Origin of the sequence: Blattabacterium cuenoti (genome assembly GCF_014251335.1) — a bacterium.
GTDB classification, from domain to species: domain Bacteria; phylum Bacteroidota; class Bacteroidia; order Flavobacteriales; family Blattabacteriaceae; genus Blattabacterium; species Blattabacterium cuenoti_G.
Window position 1 is genome coordinate 445,438 of the sequence record NZ_CP059186.1, and the last position, 19,287, is coordinate 464,724.

At 25.8% G+C, this 19,287-nt stretch carries 17 protein-coding genes and 1 tRNA gene; 12 read left to right on the forward strand and 6 right to left on the reverse strand.

The window, feature by feature from the left end; translation table 11 throughout:
• The first annotated feature begins 8 nt into the window (after positions 1-8).
• From yajC to H0H73_RS02190, 3 genes are read left to right on the forward strand one after another with little or no spacing between them, the layout of a single operon-like run.
• The gene (gene yajC, locus H0H73_RS02180) at positions 9-338 is read left to right on the forward strand and encodes a preprotein translocase subunit YajC (RefSeq protein WP_185852002.1); all 330 of its coding nucleotides are present in this window, start codon (positions 9-11) and stop codon (positions 336-338) included.
• Entirely contained in the window at positions 316-948 is a 633-nt protein-coding gene (gene coaE, locus H0H73_RS02185) for a dephospho-CoA kinase (protein WP_185852003.1), read from the forward strand. Before yajC ends, coaE begins: the two co-directional genes overlap by 23 nt.
• Before the next feature lie 9 nt (positions 949-957).
• Positions 958-1,089, forward strand: coding sequence for a 30S ribosomal protein THX (locus tag H0H73_RS02190; RefSeq protein WP_185852004.1), 132 nt, complete (start codon positions 958-960; stop codon positions 1,087-1,089).
• Here H0H73_RS02190 and H0H73_RS02195 read toward each other — a convergent pair.
• Positions 1,061-1,759 carry a zinc metallopeptidase gene (locus tag H0H73_RS02195; protein WP_185852005.1) on the reverse strand — a complete coding sequence of 233 codons (699 nt, stop codon included), beginning with the start codon at positions 1,757-1,759 and terminating at the stop codon, positions 1,061-1,063. The two genes, H0H73_RS02190 and H0H73_RS02195, sit on opposite strands and share 29 nt — an antisense overlap.
• A gap of 84 nt (positions 1,760-1,843) precedes the next feature.
• Here H0H73_RS02195 and H0H73_RS02200 point away from each other — a divergent pair, with 84 nt between their 5' ends.
• On the forward strand, positions 1,844-3,133 hold the full coding sequence (locus H0H73_RS02200; RefSeq protein WP_185852006.1) for an NAD(P)/FAD-dependent oxidoreductase: 1,290 nt from the start codon (positions 1,844-1,846) through the stop codon (positions 3,131-3,133).
• Here the strand turns inward: H0H73_RS02200 and H0H73_RS02205 are convergent.
• Both H0H73_RS02205 and H0H73_RS02210 read right to left on the reverse strand, forming a co-directional pair.
• Positions 3,126-4,172, reverse strand: a complete 1,047-nt coding sequence (locus H0H73_RS02205) for a chorismate-binding protein (protein ID WP_185852007.1) — start codon at positions 4,170-4,172, stop codon at positions 3,126-3,128. The genes H0H73_RS02200 and H0H73_RS02205 overlap by 8 nt on opposite strands.
• 2 nt (positions 4,173-4,174) lie before the next feature.
• Positions 4,175-4,615: a hotdog fold thioesterase gene (locus tag H0H73_RS02210; protein WP_185852008.1), complete on the reverse strand. Its 441-nt coding sequence runs from the start codon at positions 4,613-4,615 to the stop codon at positions 4,175-4,177.
• Between the two features lie 99 nt (positions 4,616-4,714).
• Here H0H73_RS02210 and idi point away from each other — a divergent pair, with 99 nt between their 5' ends.
• From idi to miaA, 7 genes are all read left to right on the forward strand, one after another.
• Positions 4,715-5,284 (forward strand): isopentenyl-diphosphate Delta-isomerase, encoded by a 570-nt coding sequence (gene idi, locus H0H73_RS02215; protein ID WP_185852009.1) that lies wholly within the window; start codon positions 4,715-4,717, stop codon positions 5,282-5,284.
• Entirely contained in the window at positions 5,250-5,663 is a 414-nt protein-coding gene (locus H0H73_RS02220) for a 6-pyruvoyl trahydropterin synthase family protein (protein WP_185852010.1), read from the forward strand. The genes idi and H0H73_RS02220 overlap by 35 nt, the downstream gene beginning before the upstream one ends.
• Entirely contained in the window at positions 5,647-6,768 is a 1,122-nt protein-coding gene (gene gcvT, locus H0H73_RS02225; protein ID WP_185852011.1) for a glycine cleavage system aminomethyltransferase GcvT, read from the forward strand. Before H0H73_RS02220 ends, gcvT begins: the two co-directional genes overlap by 17 nt.
• A 145-nt stretch (positions 6,769-6,913) precedes the next feature.
• On the forward strand, positions 6,914-8,152 hold the full coding sequence (locus tag H0H73_RS02230; RefSeq protein ID WP_238784372.1) for an MATE family efflux transporter: 1,239 nt from the start codon (positions 6,914-6,916) through the stop codon (positions 8,150-8,152).
• A gap of 119 nt (positions 8,153-8,271) precedes the next feature.
• A complete protein-coding gene (locus tag H0H73_RS02235) occupies positions 8,272-9,918 on the forward strand; it encodes a DEAD/DEAH box helicase (protein ID WP_185852013.1) in 1,647 nt (548 codons plus the stop codon).
• A gap of 13 nt (positions 9,919-9,931) precedes the next feature.
• Positions 9,932-11,017: a chorismate synthase gene (gene aroC, locus H0H73_RS02240; protein ID WP_185852014.1), complete on the forward strand. Its 1,086-nt coding sequence runs from the start codon at positions 9,932-9,934 to the stop codon at positions 11,015-11,017.
• Positions 11,014-11,949, forward strand: a complete 936-nt coding sequence (miaA, locus tag H0H73_RS02245) for a tRNA (adenosine(37)-N6)-dimethylallyltransferase MiaA (RefSeq protein ID WP_185852501.1) — start codon at positions 11,014-11,016, stop codon at positions 11,947-11,949. Before aroC ends, miaA begins: the two co-directional genes overlap by 4 nt.
• Here the strand turns inward: miaA and H0H73_RS02250 are convergent.
• Together H0H73_RS02250 and H0H73_RS02255 are read right to left on the reverse strand one after the other, a co-directional pair.
• Positions 11,909-11,984: transfer RNA gene (locus H0H73_RS02250), tRNA-Val, on the reverse strand. The genes miaA and H0H73_RS02250 overlap by 41 nt on opposite strands.
• Positions 11,985-11,999: 15 nt before the next feature.
• Positions 12,000-13,271 (reverse strand): bifunctional folylpolyglutamate synthase/dihydrofolate synthase, encoded by a 1,272-nt coding sequence (locus H0H73_RS02255; protein ID WP_185852015.1) that lies wholly within the window; start codon positions 13,269-13,271, stop codon positions 12,000-12,002.
• A gap of 113 nt (positions 13,272-13,384) precedes the next feature.
• On the opposite strand from H0H73_RS02255, the gene glnS reads away from it, so the two are divergent.
• The gene (gene glnS, locus H0H73_RS02260) at positions 13,385-15,046 is read left to right on the forward strand and encodes a glutamine--tRNA ligase (RefSeq protein WP_238784373.1); all 1,662 of its coding nucleotides are present in this window, start codon (positions 13,385-13,387) and stop codon (positions 15,044-15,046) included.
• 2 nt (positions 15,047-15,048) lie between these two features.
• Here glnS and rpoC read toward each other — a convergent pair whose 3' ends face one another.
• Complete coding sequence (gene rpoC / locus H0H73_RS02265; RefSeq protein ID WP_185852016.1) at positions 15,049-19,284, reverse strand: DNA-directed RNA polymerase subunit beta'; 4,236 nt, start codon at positions 19,282-19,284, stop codon at positions 15,049-15,051.
• Positions 19,285-19,287: the final 3 nt, after the last annotated feature.

Below are 19,287 nucleotides of genomic sequence, written 5' to 3' on the forward strand. Positions count from 1 at the left end.
TAATATTTATGTTTCTTTCATTACAACAAAATTCTATTGCAAATACCATTTGGATGTTTGTATTGATTTTCATTATATTTTATTTTTTTATGATACGTCCCCAAATAAAAAAGCAAAAAATTGAAAAACAGTTTCAAGAAAATTTAAAAAAAGGAAATTATATAGTGACAAATTCAGGAATACATGGTAAAATTATAGATATTACAGATCATTTTTGTATACTAGAAACTATTACAGGAAAAATAAAACTTGAAAAAAATACAATTTCAAAAGAATTAACCCAATTACGTTATAATAACAATACTATAATAGATAATGATAAAAAAAACAGAGAATAGAAAAACAAAATTAATAGGAATAACGGGAAAAATGGGATCTGGTAAAAGTTTATTTTCTTCTTTTTTTAAAAAAAAAGGAATTCCTGTTTATTCTTCAGATAAACAAGGAAAAATATTGATGAATCAAATAGGAATTATAAAAAAAAATATTATAAAATGTTTTGGGAAAGATTCTTATAAGGAAAATAAAATAAATAAAACTTTTTTATCTAAAATCGTATTTCGAAATCCTATAGCCTTAAAATTATTATGTAAAATAATACATCCATGGATATCCCTTGATTTTAAACAGTGGATGTATATGCATAAACAACATATATATGTAATAAAAGAATCTGCTATATTATTTGAAAGTAAAAGTTATAAAGAATGTGATTTTATTATCACTATAACTTCCCCAAAAAAAAATATAATGGAAAGAGTAATAAAAAGAGATAATTTAAATGAAGATCAAATTATAGATCGTTTAAAAAATCAAATATCTAATAGAAAAAGAGTAAAAAAATCAAATTTTGTAATTAAAAATTATTTATCCGCATGTTCTTTACAAGAAGAGGCAAATAAAATACATGAACTATTAGAAAATATAGTTGTACGAAAAAATTATTAATTAATAAATATGGGAAAAGGAGATAAAAAAACCAGAAAAGGAAAAATAAGAAATAAAACTTATGGAAATCTTCGTCCAAATCCTAGAAATATAAAAAAAAAGAAAAAAAAAATTAAAGATGTTCATCTTTTTTACCAGTGAAAATAGACAAAAAATATATCAATTGAGCTAAACTACCCAAAGCAGAAACGACATAAGTCATAGCGGCCCAATTTAATGATTCTTTTGCTTTATAATATTCTTGGTAATTCACTACATTCTTATTTCTGAGCCAAGTTAAGGCCCTGTTACTTGCGTCAAATTCTATAGGTAATGTAATAAAAGAAAAAATAACAACTAAAAAAAATAATCCTATTCCTAATTTTAGAATTAAAGAATCTTTTCCTCCTGAACTATAAAAAATAGTTAATCCAGACATTATCGCAATATTAATGAATTTAGAAGTGAAATTTAGAATAGGAATTAAATGATTTCGTAATTTCAGTAAATTATAACCTAATCTATGTTGTAAAGCATGACCACACTCATGAGCTGCCACTGCAACTGAAGCGGCTGTCCTATCATTATAAATTTTTTCACTTAAATTAATTGTTTTATTTATAGGATTATAATGATCAGTTAATTCTCCTTCTACAGAAATAACACTAACATCATAAATTCCATGATCTGTTAACATTTTTTCTGCTATCTCTTTTCCACTCATACGTGAGTGTAAGTAAAGCTGAGAATAATCTCTAAATTTATTTTTTAATATTGTATTGACAATAACACTTACCAGAAAAGTAGTTCCTACAATGAAATAATAAGTCATAAAAATCTATTTTAAACAAAATTATTAATTTATCAATTAAAATGAAAATATATATAAATTAGCTTATATGTCAAACTTTTGACTATGAATATACCAAAAGTAAATAATCTAAAAAGAGTCGTTATTATTGGTGCTGGATTTGCTGGATTACAAGTTGCAAAAAAATTAAGAAGAGATAAATTCCAAGTAATTCTTATAGATAAAAATAATTATCATACTTTTCAACCCTTATTGTATCAAGTGGCAACAGCGGGCTTAGAACCAGATTCTATAGCTCATTCCATTAGAAACATCATCAAAAAAACAAAAAACTTTTTTTTTAGATTAGCCCTTGTTCATTATATCAACATAAAAAAACAAAAAATATATACAAATATAGGAGATTTATTCTATGATTATTTAATTATAGCAACAGGATCTGTTACCAATTATTTTGGTAACAAAAACATAGAGTCTTTTGCTTTACCCATGAAATCTATTCCAGAAGCTTTAAATTTAAGAAGTCTTATTTTACAAGATTTTGAATCTGCTTTATTAACAAAAAATGATAAAGAAAAAAAAAGACTTATGACTTTCGTTATTGTAGGAGGAGGACCTACTGGAGTAGAATTAGCTGGAGCTTTAGCTGAAATGAAAAGATACGTATTACCACATGATTATCCTGATTTAGATATACGATCTATGAATATTCACTTATTACAAGCCACTTCTAGATTATTAGATGGAATGTCTGAAAAATCAGCTAGACAAGCTTACAAAAATTTAAAAGAATTAGGTGTTATCATTTGGTTGAATTGTTTGGTTAAAGATTATAATGGAGAAATAGTTTTTATAGAAAAAAATCAAAAAATAGAATCTTATAACGTAATATGGGCCGCAGGAGTTAAAGGGGCTATTATAAAAGGTTTTTTAAAAGAAGATATGAAAGGAAGTAGAATTTTAGTAGATAATTATCTTAAAGCCATAAGATATCAAAATATTTTTGCTATTGGAGATGTTGCTTATATAAATGAAAATAAACATTATCCTAATGGTCATCCTATGACAGCTCAACCTGCTATACAACAAGGCAATTTTCTAGCGAAAAAATTAAATTGTTTTTTAGATAAAAAAAATGCAAACATGAAGCCTTTTATTTACAAAAATTTAGGTTCTATGGCAACCATAGGCCGAAATAAAGCAGTGTGTGATTTTCCTTATTTAAAATTGAGGGGTTTTTTAGCATGGATTGTTTGGATGTTTGTTCATTTAGTCAGTTTAGTCGGATTCAGAAATAGAGCAATAGCTTTAACAAATTGGATCATTCAATATTTTCATTATCATAAAAGTGTTCGTTTGATTATAAGACCTTTTCATAGGAAAAAAGTCATTTAAAAATAAGTTGAGATAGAATATTTTTTATTTTATTTTCTGTTTCCATATATTCTTGATGGACGTTACTATCTATAGTAATTCCGCTTCCGGCATACAAAGTCATTTCCCTTTCTTTTATTCTTACACATCTTAAATTAAGGTATAACTCCATATTGTTTTGATGAATTATACCAATGTATCCTGTATAAAAATTTCTTTTATATCCCTCATTTTTATGAATGAAATCTAAGGATTCTTTTTTTGGATAACCACATATAGAAGGAGTTGGATGCAAACAATTTAATATTTCATAATAATCAGGTTCATCATAAAAAGAAAAAGAAATTGGAGTTTCTAAATGTTTTAAATGACCTATTTTGATAATTTTAGTATTTTCTACATGAATAGAACTTTTATAAGATTTTAATAAGTCAATAATGTATTTTATTACAATTTTATGTTCTTGAACTTCTTTTTTTGTCCATTTATTAGATCCCCAAATAGTCCCTGCTAAAGCTGATATTTTTAATCTTTTATTATGAGATTTCATTAGTAATTCTGGAGAACATCCCATCCAAAATCCATGATAAAAATCGTACCAAAGACTAATTAAAGCATTAGAATAAGTATAAATCAATTTTATAAATGTATTTTTGAAGTAAAAATTCCGAAAAGGAATTTTTATAGATCGAGATAAAACAACTTTTTTAAAAAATCCTTTTTCTATATTTTTAACAGCTTTTTTTATTAAATTTTCATATTTGTAAGAATATGTTAAAAAAGAAGAATTTTTTTCCCAAAAAAAAGGAAAAATGTTCTCTTTTTTATTTTTATAAAATTTTTGTATATCTACATAATAAATCTTTTTAGGAAATATTTTTATGGTATAATCCTGATTAAAATTTTTAATTAAAAAAAATTTTTCGACTGTACAATCATAGTGTGAATAAAAAAACACTTTATTATCGTAAGGTTTTCTAAAAATTACAAAATTATTATGATTATAATAATTTTTTATAATTTTTTTATATAAAGAAAAAATACTAATTTTTGTTGACATATTTATTTTTTTGGAATTATTATAATATTAGTTAGTTTACAAAAACTAATAATATTTTTTTTTTCATCATAAACATGAACTTGAATAAAATGTAAAGTTTTTCCTTTATGAAATATTTGGGCTTTAGCAAATAAAATTCCTTCTTTTATGGATCGAACATGATTTGCAGAAACTTCAATACTAAAAATATTAAAATTATCTTTTTTTTCATTTTTAATATTTATAAAAGAAATAGAACTTCCAACACTTTCTGATAAAATCAGAATAGCCCCTCCATGTAAATAACCAAAAGGTTGAAAAAGATTATGATTTATAGGCATTTTTGCTATCAGCATATCCAATTTAGGAGATAAAAAAATAAATTGAATTTGCATTTTGTTTATTAATGTATTTTTTTTTAAATCATTTAATTCATTTAATAATTTTTGAATTTTTTTTCTCATGATATAATAAATAATAGAAAAAATAAACGACAAAAAATTTATTATGCAACTAATTTACATTATATTATTTTTTCTATTTTTTTTAAAAAATTAATGAATATGAAAAAAGAAAAACGAGAAGATGAAAATCTTATTCCTTTAATAGGAATAAAAAATCAAATTGTAGGGTTTGAAAAAAAAGGGAAAATTCATACAGAAGGATTGCTACATAGTGCTGTTTCTGTTTTTATTTTTAATCTAGAAGACGATTTAATGTTGCAAAAAAGATCTTCAAAAAAATATCATTCTTCTTTACTATGGACAAATACTTGTTGCACTCATCCTAAAAAAAATGAATCTGTTTTAAAAGCGGCACATCGTTGTTTAATAGAAGAAATGGGTTTTGATTGTTTTCTAGAAAAAAGATTCAGTTTTACTTATCATGAATTTTTTAGTAATGGTTTAATAGAAAATGAGTTAGATCATGTTTTTGTTGGATTCTATAAAGAATCTCCAATTATAAATTTTAAAGAAGTGGATGATTGGAAATGGATTTCATTAAATAAGTTAATTCAAAACATTCGTATTTCTCCAAATTCTTATACCGTTTGGTTAAAAATTATTGTTAAAAATTATTTAAATCAATTAAAATGTTATGATAGCTACTATAAGTCGAAAAGGATATTTTAGTGCGGCACATAGACTTTACAATAATCATTGGGATTATCGAAAAAATATTGAAATCTTTGGAAAATGTGCACATTTAAACTATCATGGGCATAACTACGAATATATTGTGAGTCTTACAGGATTGGTAAATCCGGAAACAGGATTCGTTTTTAATTTACAGAAATTAAAACATATTCTTTCTGATGAAATAGAAAAACTTTTTGATCATAAAAATATTAATTTAGATATTAAAGAATTTGCATCTATCAATCCTACTATAGAAAATATTGTTATTTTCATGTGGAATAAAATAAATAGAAGAATATCTCCTAATTTTAATTTAAAAGTAACTTTGTACGAAACGAAAAATAATTTTGTTGAATATGACGGAAAATTCTAAAAATCTTATTAAAAAAACAATTTTATATGATAATCACATTCGTTTAGGAGCAAAAATGATTAATTATTCTGGATTTTACATGCCACTTCAATATACTTCTTCCATAACGGAACATATGTCCGTAAGAAATCATGCGGGAATTTTTGATGTAAGTCATATGGGAAAATTTATTTTAAAAGGGGAACATTCTGTTGATCTCATTCAATATTTGACCACGAATGATCTATATAAAATAAAAATTGGACAAGCTCAATACACTTGTTTAATTAACGATAAAGGTGGAATTATAGATGATTTAGTTGTTTATAAAATTTCAGAAAAAAAATTTTTACTTATAGTTAATGCTATTAACATTGAAAAAAATAAAAAATGGATAAATGATCACATTAAAAAATATGAATATTTTGATATAGAACTCATAGACACTTCTCTAGAATATTCTCTTTTAGCTATTCAAGGCCCTTTATCTTTATATTATACACAAAAATTAACAAATATTTCATTAAATAAAATTTCTTTTTATCATTTTGAAATAGGAAAGTTTTCAGGAGTAAAAGATGTATTAATTTCTCGTACAGGATATACAGGATCTAAAGGAATAGAAATTTATGTTTCTAATGATAATGCAGAAAAAATATGGAAAGATATTCTAGATGTAGATAAACATAAAATAATTCCTTGTGGAATAGCAAGTAGAAATTCATTAAGACTGGAAATGGGATATCGTTTATATGGACAAGATCTTTCTGAAAAAATAACTCCTATAGAAGCTAATTTAGCTTGGATAATTAAATTTGAAAAAGAATTTATAGCAAAAAAAATATTACAAAGGCAAAAAAAAGAAGGAAAATACAAAAAATTTGTATCCTTTATTGTAGAAGAAAAAAATAAAGTTCCAAGACAAGGTCATTTATTAATAGATGAAAAAGAAACAACCATTGGTTATGTTACTTCTGGTGTTTACTCTCCTGTTCTACAAAAAAGTATTGGATTAGGATATTTTTTAATAAATCAAAAAAAAATAAGTTCTGTATTTCTTTTTATCAGAAAGAAAAAAGTACCTATTAAAATAGTAAAATTACCTTTTATCAGAATACAAAACTAAATATTCGAAAAAGAAAGAAAATGATAGTTCTATCAAAAAAAAAAACATAATATATTTAAAACATATTAAAAAAAATTTTTTGTTGGCTATTCCTGTTTTCTTGACTCAATTAGGTGTAATATGTGTAGGTTTATCTGATAATATAATGATCGGTTTTTTAGGAAAAACAGCATTAGCTTCAGTATCATTAGCTAATGCTGTTTTTTTTATTATGATTATTTTTGGATTTGGAATATCTACTGCTGTTTCTTCTTTAATTGCATCTATAGATGCAAAACAAGAATATAAAAAGGGGGCTATTATTTTCCATCATGGATTAGTTTTGAATTTTTTTTTATCTCTATTTATGTATGGATTAATACATGTATTCTGTTATATTTTTCCTTATTTAGGACAACCTAAAGAAATATTAAATGAAACCATATATTTTTTGAAAATAATATCCATTTCTTTTATCCCTTGGATGATATTCGAAGTTTTTAGAAAATTTTCGGAAGGATTGTCTTTGGTGTTTCCTAGTTTGATTATAACTTGGATCTCTGCTTTTATTAACATTATACTAAATTATATCTTTCTTCATGGAAAATATGGGATTCCAAAATTAGGTATTGTTGGCGTTGCTTATGCTACCCTAATATCTCGCAGTACTATGCTAATAGGTATTTTTATTTTATTGTATAAATATAAAAAAGTACATAATTATTATAATCAATTAAAATATTTTATTTTAAATAAAAAATATATTATAAAAATATTGAAAATAGGAATTCCTTCTGGTTTACATATGTTATTCGAAATGAGTGCTTTTGCTATTTCTTCTTTTATATCAGGAAAATGTGGAATCAAAGTTTTAGCTGCTCATCAAATAGTTATTAGTTTAGTATCTTCTACTTTTCTTCTTAGTACAGGTTTTGCTGTGGCTGCTACAATCAGAATAGGAAATCAATTTGCTCTAAAAAATTATTTAGAATTAATAAGAATAGGAAAATCTATTTTTTTTATGGGGATTATTTTTATGTTAATTTGTAGTTTATTCTTTTTTTTCTTTCGAAGTTACATTCCTTATATTTATATAAAAAATGATGATGAAGTTATTCAACTTGCTGAAAAAATGATTATTATTGCTAGTTTTTTTCAATTATCTGATGGATTACAAGGAATCATTCTCGGAGCATTAAGAGGGTTACAAGATGTTCATATCCCTATGTGGATTAGTTTTTTTTCTTATTGTCTCATTGCTATACCTACAGCATGGTTTTTATCTATTAAAATGGGAGGAATAGGAGTATGGATTGGATTAGGGGTTGGATTAACTATATCAGCTATATTACTTTTTATAAGATATCAAATGATAACTAAAGAACTTATAAAAAAAATACAATAATTATTTGATATTTAAATCAATAAGTATATTATATTATAGTTCGTATTTAAATATCTATATTTGTTATGCAATATATGAAAAAAAAATTTCATAGCATTTTTACCATTTTTTTATAATATATGAAAACATTTCAAGAATACAATTTTTTTAACGATAATATAATTCAAGCTATCGAAGCTATTGGGTTTAAGTATCCTACACCGATACAAGAAAAAGTGATTCCTTTTTTATTATCTTCAAAAAAAGATGTTATAGCATTGGCCCAAACCGGAACAGGAAAAACAGCTGCTTTTGGTCTTCCAATTATCCAAAAAATAAATTTCAAATCTACTTTACCTCAAGCTTTAATTTTATGCCCTACAAGAGAATTATGTATACAAATAACACGTGATCTTTGTAGATTTTCAAAATTTTCATCATTTATAAAAATTGTTTCTTTATATGGTGGAGCAAATATCAATTCTCAAATAAAATCTTTAAAAAATAAAACTCATATTATAGTAGGAACTCCAGGAAGAATTATAGATTTAATCAAAAGAAAAAAATTACATTTTGGTGAAATTCAATATTTAGTCCTTGATGAAGCAGACGAGATGCTAAATATGGGATTTAAAGAGGAATTGGATTATATAATAGAAAAGTTACCAAAAAAAAGACAAAGTCTTTTATTTTCGGCAACAATGTCTAGATATATAAACGTAATAGCTCATAAATATTTAATAGACCCTATAGAAATTGTCACAGGAAAAAAGAATATAGTTTCCGATGATGTTAAACACGTTTATTATATGATAGAAAGTTTGAATAAAAAATATTTAGCCTTGAAAAGGATTGTGGATATAAATCCTGATATTTATGGTATTATATTTTGTAGTACAAAAAAAGAAACTAAAGAAATAGCCGAGTTTTTAATCAAAGATGGTTATAATGCTGATGCTTTATATGGAGATCTATCACAAACACAACGTGAATCTGTTATGAATAGATTTAGAAACAAAAGTTTACAGTTTCTTGTGGCAACAGATGTTGCCGCTCGTGGATTAGATGTTCACAATATTACCCATGTTATTAATTATAATCTTCCAAAAGAAAGTGAAATTTATGTCCATAGAAGTGGACGCACTGGAAGGGCTGGAAACACAGGAATTTCTGTTTGCATTATTCAAACTAAAGAAATTAGAAATTTAAAAGAATTTGAAAAAAAAATTGGAAAAAATTTTGATCGTGTAATGGTTCCTACTGGAGAAGAAATTTGTGAAAAACAACTATTCTATTTTATAGAAAAAGTAAAAAAAACAGTTGTAGATGAAACATTAATGGATAAATTTATTCCTGAAATACAAAAAAATTTAGAATTGTTTGATAAAAAAGAATTGATAAAACGTTTTTCCTGGATTGAGTTCAATCATTTTATAAATTATTATAAAAACTCTAAAGATTTGAATCCAGTTTCTTATTCTTATAAAAAGAACTATAATTCTTTGTTCAACAAAAAAAGAATTTTTTCAAAAACAAAAAAATTAAAGAAAGAATCTTTTTCTAAACTTTTTTTGAATATAGGATTCAAAGATAATTTGACAAAATTAGGATTGATAAACTTAATTAACCAAGCAGTTAATAATTCACATATTAATATTGGTCATATAGAAATATTATCAAATTTTTCATTATTTGAAGTAGAAAAACGTTATAGAAATAAAATATTAATAGGAATGAGTAGAATAAATCATCTGGGAAGACCACTTTCTATAGAAATTAAAAACTAAAACTTTTTTCGTTATGGCAGGGAATATTTTTGGAAATTTGTTTAGAGTTAGTACTTTTGGAGAAAGTCATGGAACAGCATTAGGTGGAATTATTGATGGATGTCCAGCAGGAATAGAATTAAACTTTAAAGAAATTCAATATGAATTGAATAGAAGAAAACCTGGACAATCCTCCATAGTTTCTCAAAGAAACGAACCCGACAAAGTAAACTTCTTATCTGGAATTTTTGATAACAAAACCACAGGGACGCCCATTGGTTTTATTATTTATAATAAAGATCATAAGTCGGATGACTATAATCATATTAGAGAAGTATATAGACCATCACATTCAGATTTAACATATGAAAAAAAATATGGAATAAGAGATTACAGAGGTGGAGGCCGTTCTTCTGCAAGAGAAACGACATGTAGAGTAGTAGCTGGCGCTATTGCTAAACAGTTAATAAAAGATATTACAATTACATCTTATGTTTCTTCTGTAGGAAACATATCTATAAATAAATCTTATCAAGAATTAGACTTATCAAGAAAATCAATAGAAAATAATCCGATAAGATGCCCTGATCCAGATACTGCGGAAAAAATGATATATGAAATAAAAAAAATAAAAAATAAAGGAGATACAATAGGGGGAATTATTACTTGCATAATAAAAAATATTCCAATAGGAATTGGAGAACCAGTTTTTGACAAATTACATGCTGAACTAGGAAAAGCTATGCTTTCAATTAATGCCGTTAAAGGATTTGAATACGGAAGTGGATTTAATGGAACTAAATTAACTGGTTCTCAACATAATGACTTATTTAAAAAAGATGGAAGAACTAAAACAAATTTATCTGGAGGAATACAAGGAGGTATTTCAAATGGAATGGATATTTATTTTAGAATAGCTTTGAAACCTATTGCCACAATAATGCAAAAACAAAAAACCATAGATAAACATGGAAATTTTATCCTTATGGAAGGAAAAGGAAGACATGATCCCTGTGTTTTACCTCGTGCTATTCCTATTGTAGAATCTATGACCGCTTTAGTTTTAGCCGATTATTGGATGTACAGTAAATTATCTAAATATACTTCAATCAAAAATTGAATCAAAAATTTCTCATTTCTATTTTAGGTCCTACCTGTGTAGGTAAAACTTTTCTTTCCTTATTTTTAGCTGAAAAACTAAAAACTGAAATTTTATCTTGTGATTCTAGACAATTTTATAAGGAACTAAAAATAGGAACATCTATGCCTACATCAGAAGAATTGTCACGTATTTCTCATCATTTTATCGGGCATTTAAGTATTCATCAGCTCTACAATGCTAAATTATTTGAAATAGATTTCTTAAAAAGAATTTCTAAATTATTTACTAAATATCCTATATTGATTATGGTAGGAGGATCTAGTTTATATGAAAAAGCAGTAACAGAAGGACTATCTGAATTTCCTGAAATTCGTTTTGATATCAGAAATCATTTAATTTATCATTTTAAAAAAAAAGGAATTTCCTTTTTACAAAAGGAATTTTTAAAATTCAAAAAATCAGGTGAATCAATAGATATTGATAATCCTAGACGATTAATTCGGTATTTAGAAATCGTTCAATCTACAGGAAAAAATCCTTCTTTTTTTTACAAAAAAAAGAAAAAAAGAGATTTCGTAATTTTGAAAATAGGACTTAAAATGCCTAAATATGAAATCTATTCTAGAATAAATAATAGAGTAAACAATATGATGAAAATAGGTTTATTAGATGAAGCTAGACTCTATTATCATTATAGAAATTTAAATAGTTTACAAACAATAGGATATAAAGAGATATTTGAATTTTTTTCTAATGGAAAAAATGATTTTAATAAAAGTATAGAAAAAATAAAAAAAAACACTAGAAAATATGCAAAAAGACAATTAACCTGGTATAAAAAAGATACGTCAATCGTATGGTTTGATGCAAAAGAAAAAGAGAAGATATTAAATTTTATTTTCAAAATAGTGGGCAATACTGGATTTGAACCAGTGACCCCCTGCTTGTAAAACAGATGCTCTAAACCAAACTGAGCTAATTGCCCTATTTTTATTATTATTTAATCAAATGTAAGAAAAAAATTCTTATAGTGTAACAAGATCTCAGATACAACAAACGTACTTCCACTTATTAAAATCAAATCATTTTGATGAGCTTTGTTTTTAGCAGACAAAAAAGCCTTCTTCACAGAAGGAAAAAAATTTATTTTATCACGATTATTAAATAGTTTATTAACTAATATTGTCAAATTATGAATAGAATATTTTCTATCTATATTAGGTTGACAAAAATAGTAAAAAGATTCAATAGGAAAATATTTTAATAACTGATCTACTTTTTTTTCTTTTACAAAACCTAAAACTAGGTGTAATTTTTCATATGATTCTTTTTTTAATTGTTCACTAATCATATATACCCCTTCTTCATTATGAGCTATATCACAAATAATTTTTGGATTTTTTTCTTGTAGAATATGCCATCTTCCTTTGAAAGAAGTATTTTTTATCACATTTTTTAATCCTTTTTTTATTGATTGATTAGATACTACGATATTTTTTCTATAATGTAAAATATTTATTGTTTTTAATACTACACTTCGATTCAAATTTTGATAATCAGCTTTAAAAGGCATTTTATATTGAGAATCCTTTTTAGTTTTTATAGAAAAATAAATTGGAGCATTTTTTTTAAAAGATTCTTTCATAAAAAAAAATCGCACATCTTTAGATATTTTTCTTCCTATTACCACAGATACATTTTTTTTTATAATTCCAGCTTTTTCCGAAGCAATTTCTAATTTATGATTTCCAAGAGTTTCTGTATGATCCATACTAATATTTGTAATAACAGATATTTCTGGAGTTATCAAATTAGTAGAATCTAATCGTCCTCCCATCCCTACTTCAATAATTGCTATATTTACTTTTTTTTCTTTAAAATATTGAAAAGCTAAAGCAGTATTCATTTCAAAAAATGAAATATTTTCTTTTTCTATAAATTTTTTATTTTTGTTTATAAAATACACAATAAAATCTTTTTCTATCAAAACGTCATTAAAGGTTATTCTTTCTCTAAAATCTATTAAATGAGGTGAGGTGAACAATCCTATTTTATATTTTTCTTCTTGTAAAATAGAAGATAACATATGTACTGTAGATCCTTTTCCATTTGTTCCTCCTACATGTATACTTTTAAAAAAATTTTGGGGATCTCCTAAATAAGAACAAAAATTTTGTATTCTTTTTAACCCTGGTTTATATGATCTCAATCCTGTTTCTTGATAGATTGGAAGACGTTTAAAAATCCATTGAACTGTTTCTGTATAATTCAAGTCCCAACTATTAAAAATAATATAGCAAAAATATATTTTTTCAAAAAATTAGTTATATTCGTTATAAGATTAACTTTTAATTATTTTTCGTAATAGAATCATATTTTCATTTTATTGAAAAAATTATAGAGGAAGATATAAAAAATGGATTTCCTATAAAAAAAATTAGATTTCGTTTTCCTCCTGAACCTAATGGTTTTCTTCATATTGGGCATATAAAAGCTATATGCTTAAATTTTGAGTTAAGTAAAAAATATAAATCTCCAATTAATTTAAGATTTGATGATACTAATCCTATAGGAGAAGACAAAAATTTTATAGATTCTATAAAAAAAGATATTATTTTTTTAGATTATCATTGGGATAATGAAAGTTATGCTTCAGATTATTTTCATAAACTTTATGAATGGGCTATCGAATTAATTAAAAAAAACAAAGCTTATGTAGATGATCTACCTAAAAATATCATCCAATTTCAAAGAAAAAATCCTTTTGAAATTGGAATTGATAGCAATTATAGAAATAGATCTATAGAAGAGAATCTCTTCCTATTCGAAAAAATGAAAAATGGATTTTTTGAAGAAGGATCTTGTGTTTTAAGAGCTAAAATTAATATGAGTTCTTCAAATATGAATATGAGAGATCCAATTATGTATAGAATTTTACGAAAAAAACATCATAGAACTGGATACAAATGGTGTATTTATCCTACTTATGATTGGACACATGGTTTGTGTGATTATATAGAACAAATATCTCATTCTTTATGTTCTTTGGAATTTGAAAATAGAAGACCGTTATATAACTGGTATTTAGATCAAATTTATATTGAAAATAAAAATAAAATCAGACCTAAACAAATAGAATTTTCAAGATTAAATTTAAGTCATACTATAACTAGTAAAAGAAAAATTCAATATTTAATTGAAAAAAAAGTTATTCAATCTTGGGATGATCCACGTATTTTAACAATATCTGGATTACGTCGTAAAGGATACACTTCTGTTGCTTTAAAAAATTTTATTCATAAAATAGGGGTAACAAAAAGGAATAATATCATAGATATATCTTTTTTGGAATTTTGTATTAGAGAACATTTAAATAAAATAGCTCCCAGAGTTATGGTCGTACTCCATCCAATTAAATTAATTATTGATAATTACTTAAATACTACTGAATGGGTAAAAGCAGAAAATAATCCAGAAGATTCTAATTTTGGAAATAGAAAAGTTCCTTTTTCCAAGTTTATATATATTGAAGAAGATGATTTTTTAGAAAAAAAAGAAGGAAATTTTTTTCGTCTTTGTATTGGAAAAGAAGTAAGACTTAAAAATGCTTATATTATAAAAGCAAATTCTGTAATTAAAAATTATAAAGGAAAAATAAAGGAAATACATTGTACCTATGATCCAAGCAGTAAATCTGGAAAAAAAAACAAAATTGAAAAAAAAGAAAGAATCAAAAGTACTTTACACTGGGTCTCTATAAAACATTCTTTTCCTATAAAAATTAATTTATATAATCCCCTTTTTCTCAATAAAAATCCAAATCTAGATTTTGATAAACATATCAATCCTAAATCAAAAAATAAAATTATAGGTTATGCAGAGCCTTACTTAAAAAAAGCAAAAAAAGGAAATCATTTTCAATTTCAAAGAGTTGGTTATTTTTATGTGAATAATGAAATTATAAATGATAAAAATCAAATTATTTTCAATCAAACAGTATCTATAAAAAATAAATGGAAAAAAATAACAAAAACTTCTCTTAAATAAATTTAAGATAAAATATCTGGAAAAATGTTCTCATATTCTTTCAATCCAGTTCCTGCAGGTATTTTATGTCCTACAATTACATTTTCCTTTAATCCATGTAAATAATCAATTTTACTACTTATAGCTGCTTCACTTAAAACTTTTGTTGTTTCTTGAAATGAAGCGGCAGATATAAAAGATTTAGTTTGTAATGCAGCTCTTGTTATCCCTTGTAATATAGGTCTTGCTGTAGCAGGAATTGCATTTCTAGTTTTTATTAATTTTTTATTTTTATAATTTAACACTGTATTTTCATTTCTACAATCCCTGTAACTAATAATATCTCCATTTTTAAATATTTCAGAATTACCGGAATCTTCAACTACTTTCATTTGAGAAATCCTGTCATTTTCTTCTATAAAATCATCTTTATATTCTATATTTCCTTCCAAAAACTTAGTGTCTCCTACATCTATTACTTCTACTTTTCTCATCATTTGTAAAACAATAACTTCAAAATGTTTATCATTAATTTTTACTCCTTGCAAACGATACACCTCTTGTATTTCTTTTACTAAATATTCTTGCACAGCCCTGGGGCCTCTTATATTTAAAATATCATTAGGAGTAACTGCTCCATCGGATAAAGGCATTCCTGCTTTTACATAATCGTTTTCTTGCACAAGTATTTGATTCGATAATTTTACAAGATATTTTCTAAATTCTCCTGTTTTAGATTCCACAACAATTTCTCTATTTCCTCTTTTTATTTTTCCATGACTTACTATTCCATCCATTTCTGATACTACAGCTGGATTAGATGGATTACGTGCTTCAAATAACTCAGATAGACGAGGTAATCCACCTGTGATATCTCCTGATTTAGCAGTTCTTCTTGGAACCTTTACTAATATTTTTCCTATATTTATTTTTTCTTCATCATCTACCATTAAATGAGCACCTACCGGTAAATTATACACTTTTAATTCTTCATTTTTTTCATTAATAATTTTTAACGTTGGTATTAAATTTTTATTTCTAACCTCCGTTATTACTTTTTCCTGAAATCCAGTTTGTTCATCTATTTCCACTTGAAAAGTAACACCTTGTTCCAAATGTTGATAAGATATTATACCAGAAAATTCTGCAACAATAACTGCATTATATAGATCCCATTTGCAAATCATATCTCCCGCTTTTAATTGATCTCCATGTTTTACATATAAAGAAGCCCCATAAGGAATATTATTCACCATTAAAACAGATGATTTCTTAATATTTACAAGCTTCATTTCTGTAGATCTAGAAACAACTATTCCTATCATCCTAGGATCAGAATCTTGTTTTGTATCTAAAAATTTTAAGTCTTCAAATTCTACAATTCCATCATATTTTGCTTTTATTTGTGAAGATTCTGTAATATTTCCTGCTGTCCCTCCAACATGAAAAGTACGTAAAGTCAACTGAGTACCTGGTTCTCCAATTGATTGAGCAGCGATAACTCCTACAGCTTCTCCTTTTTGAACTATTTTTCCTGTAGATAAATTACGCCCGTAACATTTAGAACAAATTCCCATTTTTGCTTCACAAGTTAAAGGAGATCTAACTTCCACAAGTTCAATTTCAGATTTATCAATTCTTTCCGCTATTTCTTCATTAATCATATCACCTGCAGAAACTATCAATAAATTTTCTATATAAATATCATTTAAAGATATACGTCCTAAAATTCTATCAAATAAAGTTTCAACGATCTCTTCATTCTTTTTTAATGCAGAAATTTCTAATCCGCGTAAGGTTTTACAATCTTCTATTTTGATAATTACATCTTGAGCCGCATCTACTAAACGTCTTGTCAAATATCCAGCATCTGCAGTTTTTAATGCAGTATCTGCTAATCCTTTTCTAGCCCCATGAGTAGATATAAAATATTCTAAAATAGAAAGTCCTTCTCTAAAATTGGATAAAATAGGATTTTCAATAATTTCTCCTCCAGAAGATCCTGCTTTTTGAGGTTTAGCCATTAAACCACGCATCCCTGAAAGTTGACGTATTTGTTCTTTAGAACCTCTTGCTCCAGAATCTAGCATCATATATACGGGATTAAATCCTTGTCTATCTTCACGCATATATTTCATGACTTTTTCCGTTAGCATAGCGTTGGTATTTGTCCATATATCAATTACTTGATTATAACGTTCATTATTCGTGATCAATCCCATATTATAATTCATTTTTACATTATCTACTTGTTTGATTGCATGATCGACCATCTTTTTTTTATTATCAGGAATAATAATATCTCCTAATCCAAAGGACAAACCACCTTTAAATGCATTATAAAAACCTAATTCTTTAATATCATCTAAAAAGTTAGCAGTAGTAGGTACATCTGTAAGATGTAATATTTTCCCTATAATTTCTCTAAGAGATTTTTTTGTAAGAGATTCATTAATAAATCCTACTTTCTTAGGTACCACCTGATTAAATAACACTCTACCTACGGTAGTTTCTATTATTTTATTAATAAATTTTTCTTTTTCACGAAGATAAACTTTAACTTTTATCAAAGCATGTAAATCTATTATACTTTGATTATATGCTATTTCCACTTCTTCTGGGGAATAAAAAATAAGTCCTTCTCCTTTAACTTTTCTTTTAGAATCTGATACTAAAGGTTTAGTCATATAATATAATCCTAATACCATATCTTGAGAAGGAACTGTAATAGGAGATCCATTAGCAGGATTTAATATATTTTGAGAAGCTAACATTAAAAGTTGAGCTTCTAATATTGCTCCATGTGATAATGGTAAATGAACTGCCATTTGATCTCCATCAAAATCTGCATTAAAAGCTGCACAAACCAGAGGATGTAATTGAATTGCTTTTCCCTCTATTAATTTAGGTTGAAAAGCTTGAATCCCCAACCTGTGCAAAGTAGGTGCTCTATTTAATAATATAGGATGTCCTTTTAAAACATTTTCTAAAATATCCCATATCATGGGATCTCTTTTATCAATAATTTTTTTTGAAGATTTTACTGTTTTTACTATCCCTCTTTCAATTAATTTTCGTATAATAAAAGGTTTATAAAGTTCTGCAGCCATATCTTTAGGTAATCCGCATTCATGCAATTTTAAATGCGGTCCTACTACAATAACAGATCTTGCTGAATAATCTACTCTTTTTCCGAGAAGATTTTGTCTAAAACGACCTTGCTTTCCTTTTAATGCATCAGATAAAGATTTTAAAGGACGATTCGCTTCTGATTTTACAGCAGAAACTTTTCTTGAATTATCAAAAAGAGAATCTACTGCTTCTTGCAGCATTCTTTTTTCATTTCGTAAAATTACTTCTGGAGCTTTAATTTCTATAAGTCTTTTTAAACGATTATTTCTTATAAGTACACGACGGTATAAATCAGTCATATCAGAAGCAGCATAACGTCCTCCATCCAAAGGAACTAAAGGACGTAATTCAGGAGGGATTACAGCCAATACATGAATAATCATCCAAGAAGGACTCCCTCCATTTTTTTTTCCTTCTCTAAAAGATTCAACAACCTGTAAACGTTTCAAAGCTTCAATCCGTCTTTGTTTAGAGGTTTCATTATGAGCTTGATTTCTTAGTTCTATAGATAAAAAATCCAAATCTACTCTATTTAAAAGATCCTCTATACATTCTGCCCCCATTTTAGCAATAAACTTATTTAGATCGGAATCTTCTAATAACTGATTTCCTTTCGGAAGTTTGTTTAAAACTTGTAAATATTCTTCTTCAGTAAGAAAATCTCCTTTTTGAAAAGAAGATCCATCTGAACGTAAACCTAAACCTCCTTGAATTACAACATATCGTTCATAATAAATAATCATTTCAAGTTTCTTAGAAGGTAAACCTAATAAATATCCAATTTTGTTGGGAGAAGATCGAAAACACCATATATGAACAACAGGAACTACAAGACTTATATGCCCCATACGTTCTCTTCTGACTTTTTTTTCAGTTACTTCAACACCACATCTATCACAAATAATTCCTTTATAACGAATTCTTTTATATTTGCCACAGGCACATTCATAATCTTTCACGGGACCAAAAATTCTTTCACAAAAAAGCCCATCTCTTTCTGGTTTATGTGTTCGATAATTGATTGTTTCTGGTTTTAATACTTCTCCATGTGATTCCTTCAGTATAACTTCCGGAGAAGCTAGTCGAATAGTTATTCGATTAAATTTATTGTTTTTTTTTCTATTCATTTT

What these genes read in the sequence shown, in the direction of transcription:
- H0H73_RS02205 (WP_185852007.1), bottom strand. Translation starts at nt 4,172, where the DNA reads ATGTCAACAAAAATTAGTATTTTTTCTTTATATAAAAAAATTATAAAA.
- H0H73_RS02195 (WP_185852005.1), bottom strand. Translation starts at nt 1,759, where the DNA reads ATGACTTATTATTTCATTGTAGGAACTACTTTTCTGGTAAGTGTTATT.
- yajC (WP_185852002.1), top strand. Translation starts at nt 9, where the DNA reads ATGTTTCTTTCATTACAACAAAATTCTATTGCAAATACCATTTGGATG.
- H0H73_RS02235 (WP_185852013.1), top strand. Translation starts at nt 8,272, where the DNA reads ATGAAAACATTTCAAGAATACAATTTTTTTAACGATAATATAATTCAA.
- H0H73_RS02200 (WP_185852006.1), top strand. Translation starts at nt 1,844, where the DNA reads ATGAATATACCAAAAGTAAATAATCTAAAAAGAGTCGTTATTATTGGT.
- H0H73_RS02210 (WP_185852008.1), bottom strand. Translation starts at nt 4,615, where the DNA reads ATGAGAAAAAAAATTCAAAAATTATTAAATGAATTAAATGATTTAAAA.
- H0H73_RS02220 (WP_185852010.1), top strand. Translation starts at nt 5,250, where the DNA reads ATGATAGCTACTATAAGTCGAAAAGGATATTTTAGTGCGGCACATAGA.
- aroC (WP_185852014.1), top strand. Translation starts at nt 9,932, where the DNA reads ATGGCAGGGAATATTTTTGGAAATTTGTTTAGAGTTAGTACTTTTGGA.
- gcvT (WP_185852011.1), top strand. Translation starts at nt 5,647, where the DNA reads ATGACGGAAAATTCTAAAAATCTTATTAAAAAAACAATTTTATATGAT.
- idi (WP_185852009.1), top strand. Translation starts at nt 4,715, where the DNA reads ATGAAAAAAGAAAAACGAGAAGATGAAAATCTTATTCCTTTAATAGGA.
- H0H73_RS02230 (WP_238784372.1), top strand. Translation starts at nt 6,914, where the DNA reads ATGATCGGTTTTTTAGGAAAAACAGCATTAGCTTCAGTATCATTAGCT.
- coaE (WP_185852003.1), top strand. Translation starts at nt 316, where the DNA reads ATGATAAAAAAAACAGAGAATAGAAAAACAAAATTAATAGGAATAACG.
- H0H73_RS02190 (WP_185852004.1), top strand. Translation starts at nt 958, where the DNA reads ATGGGAAAAGGAGATAAAAAAACCAGAAAAGGAAAAATAAGAAATAAA.
- rpoC (WP_185852016.1), bottom strand. Translation starts at nt 19,284, where the DNA reads ATGAATAGAAAAAAAAACAATAAATTTAATCGAATAACTATTCGACTA.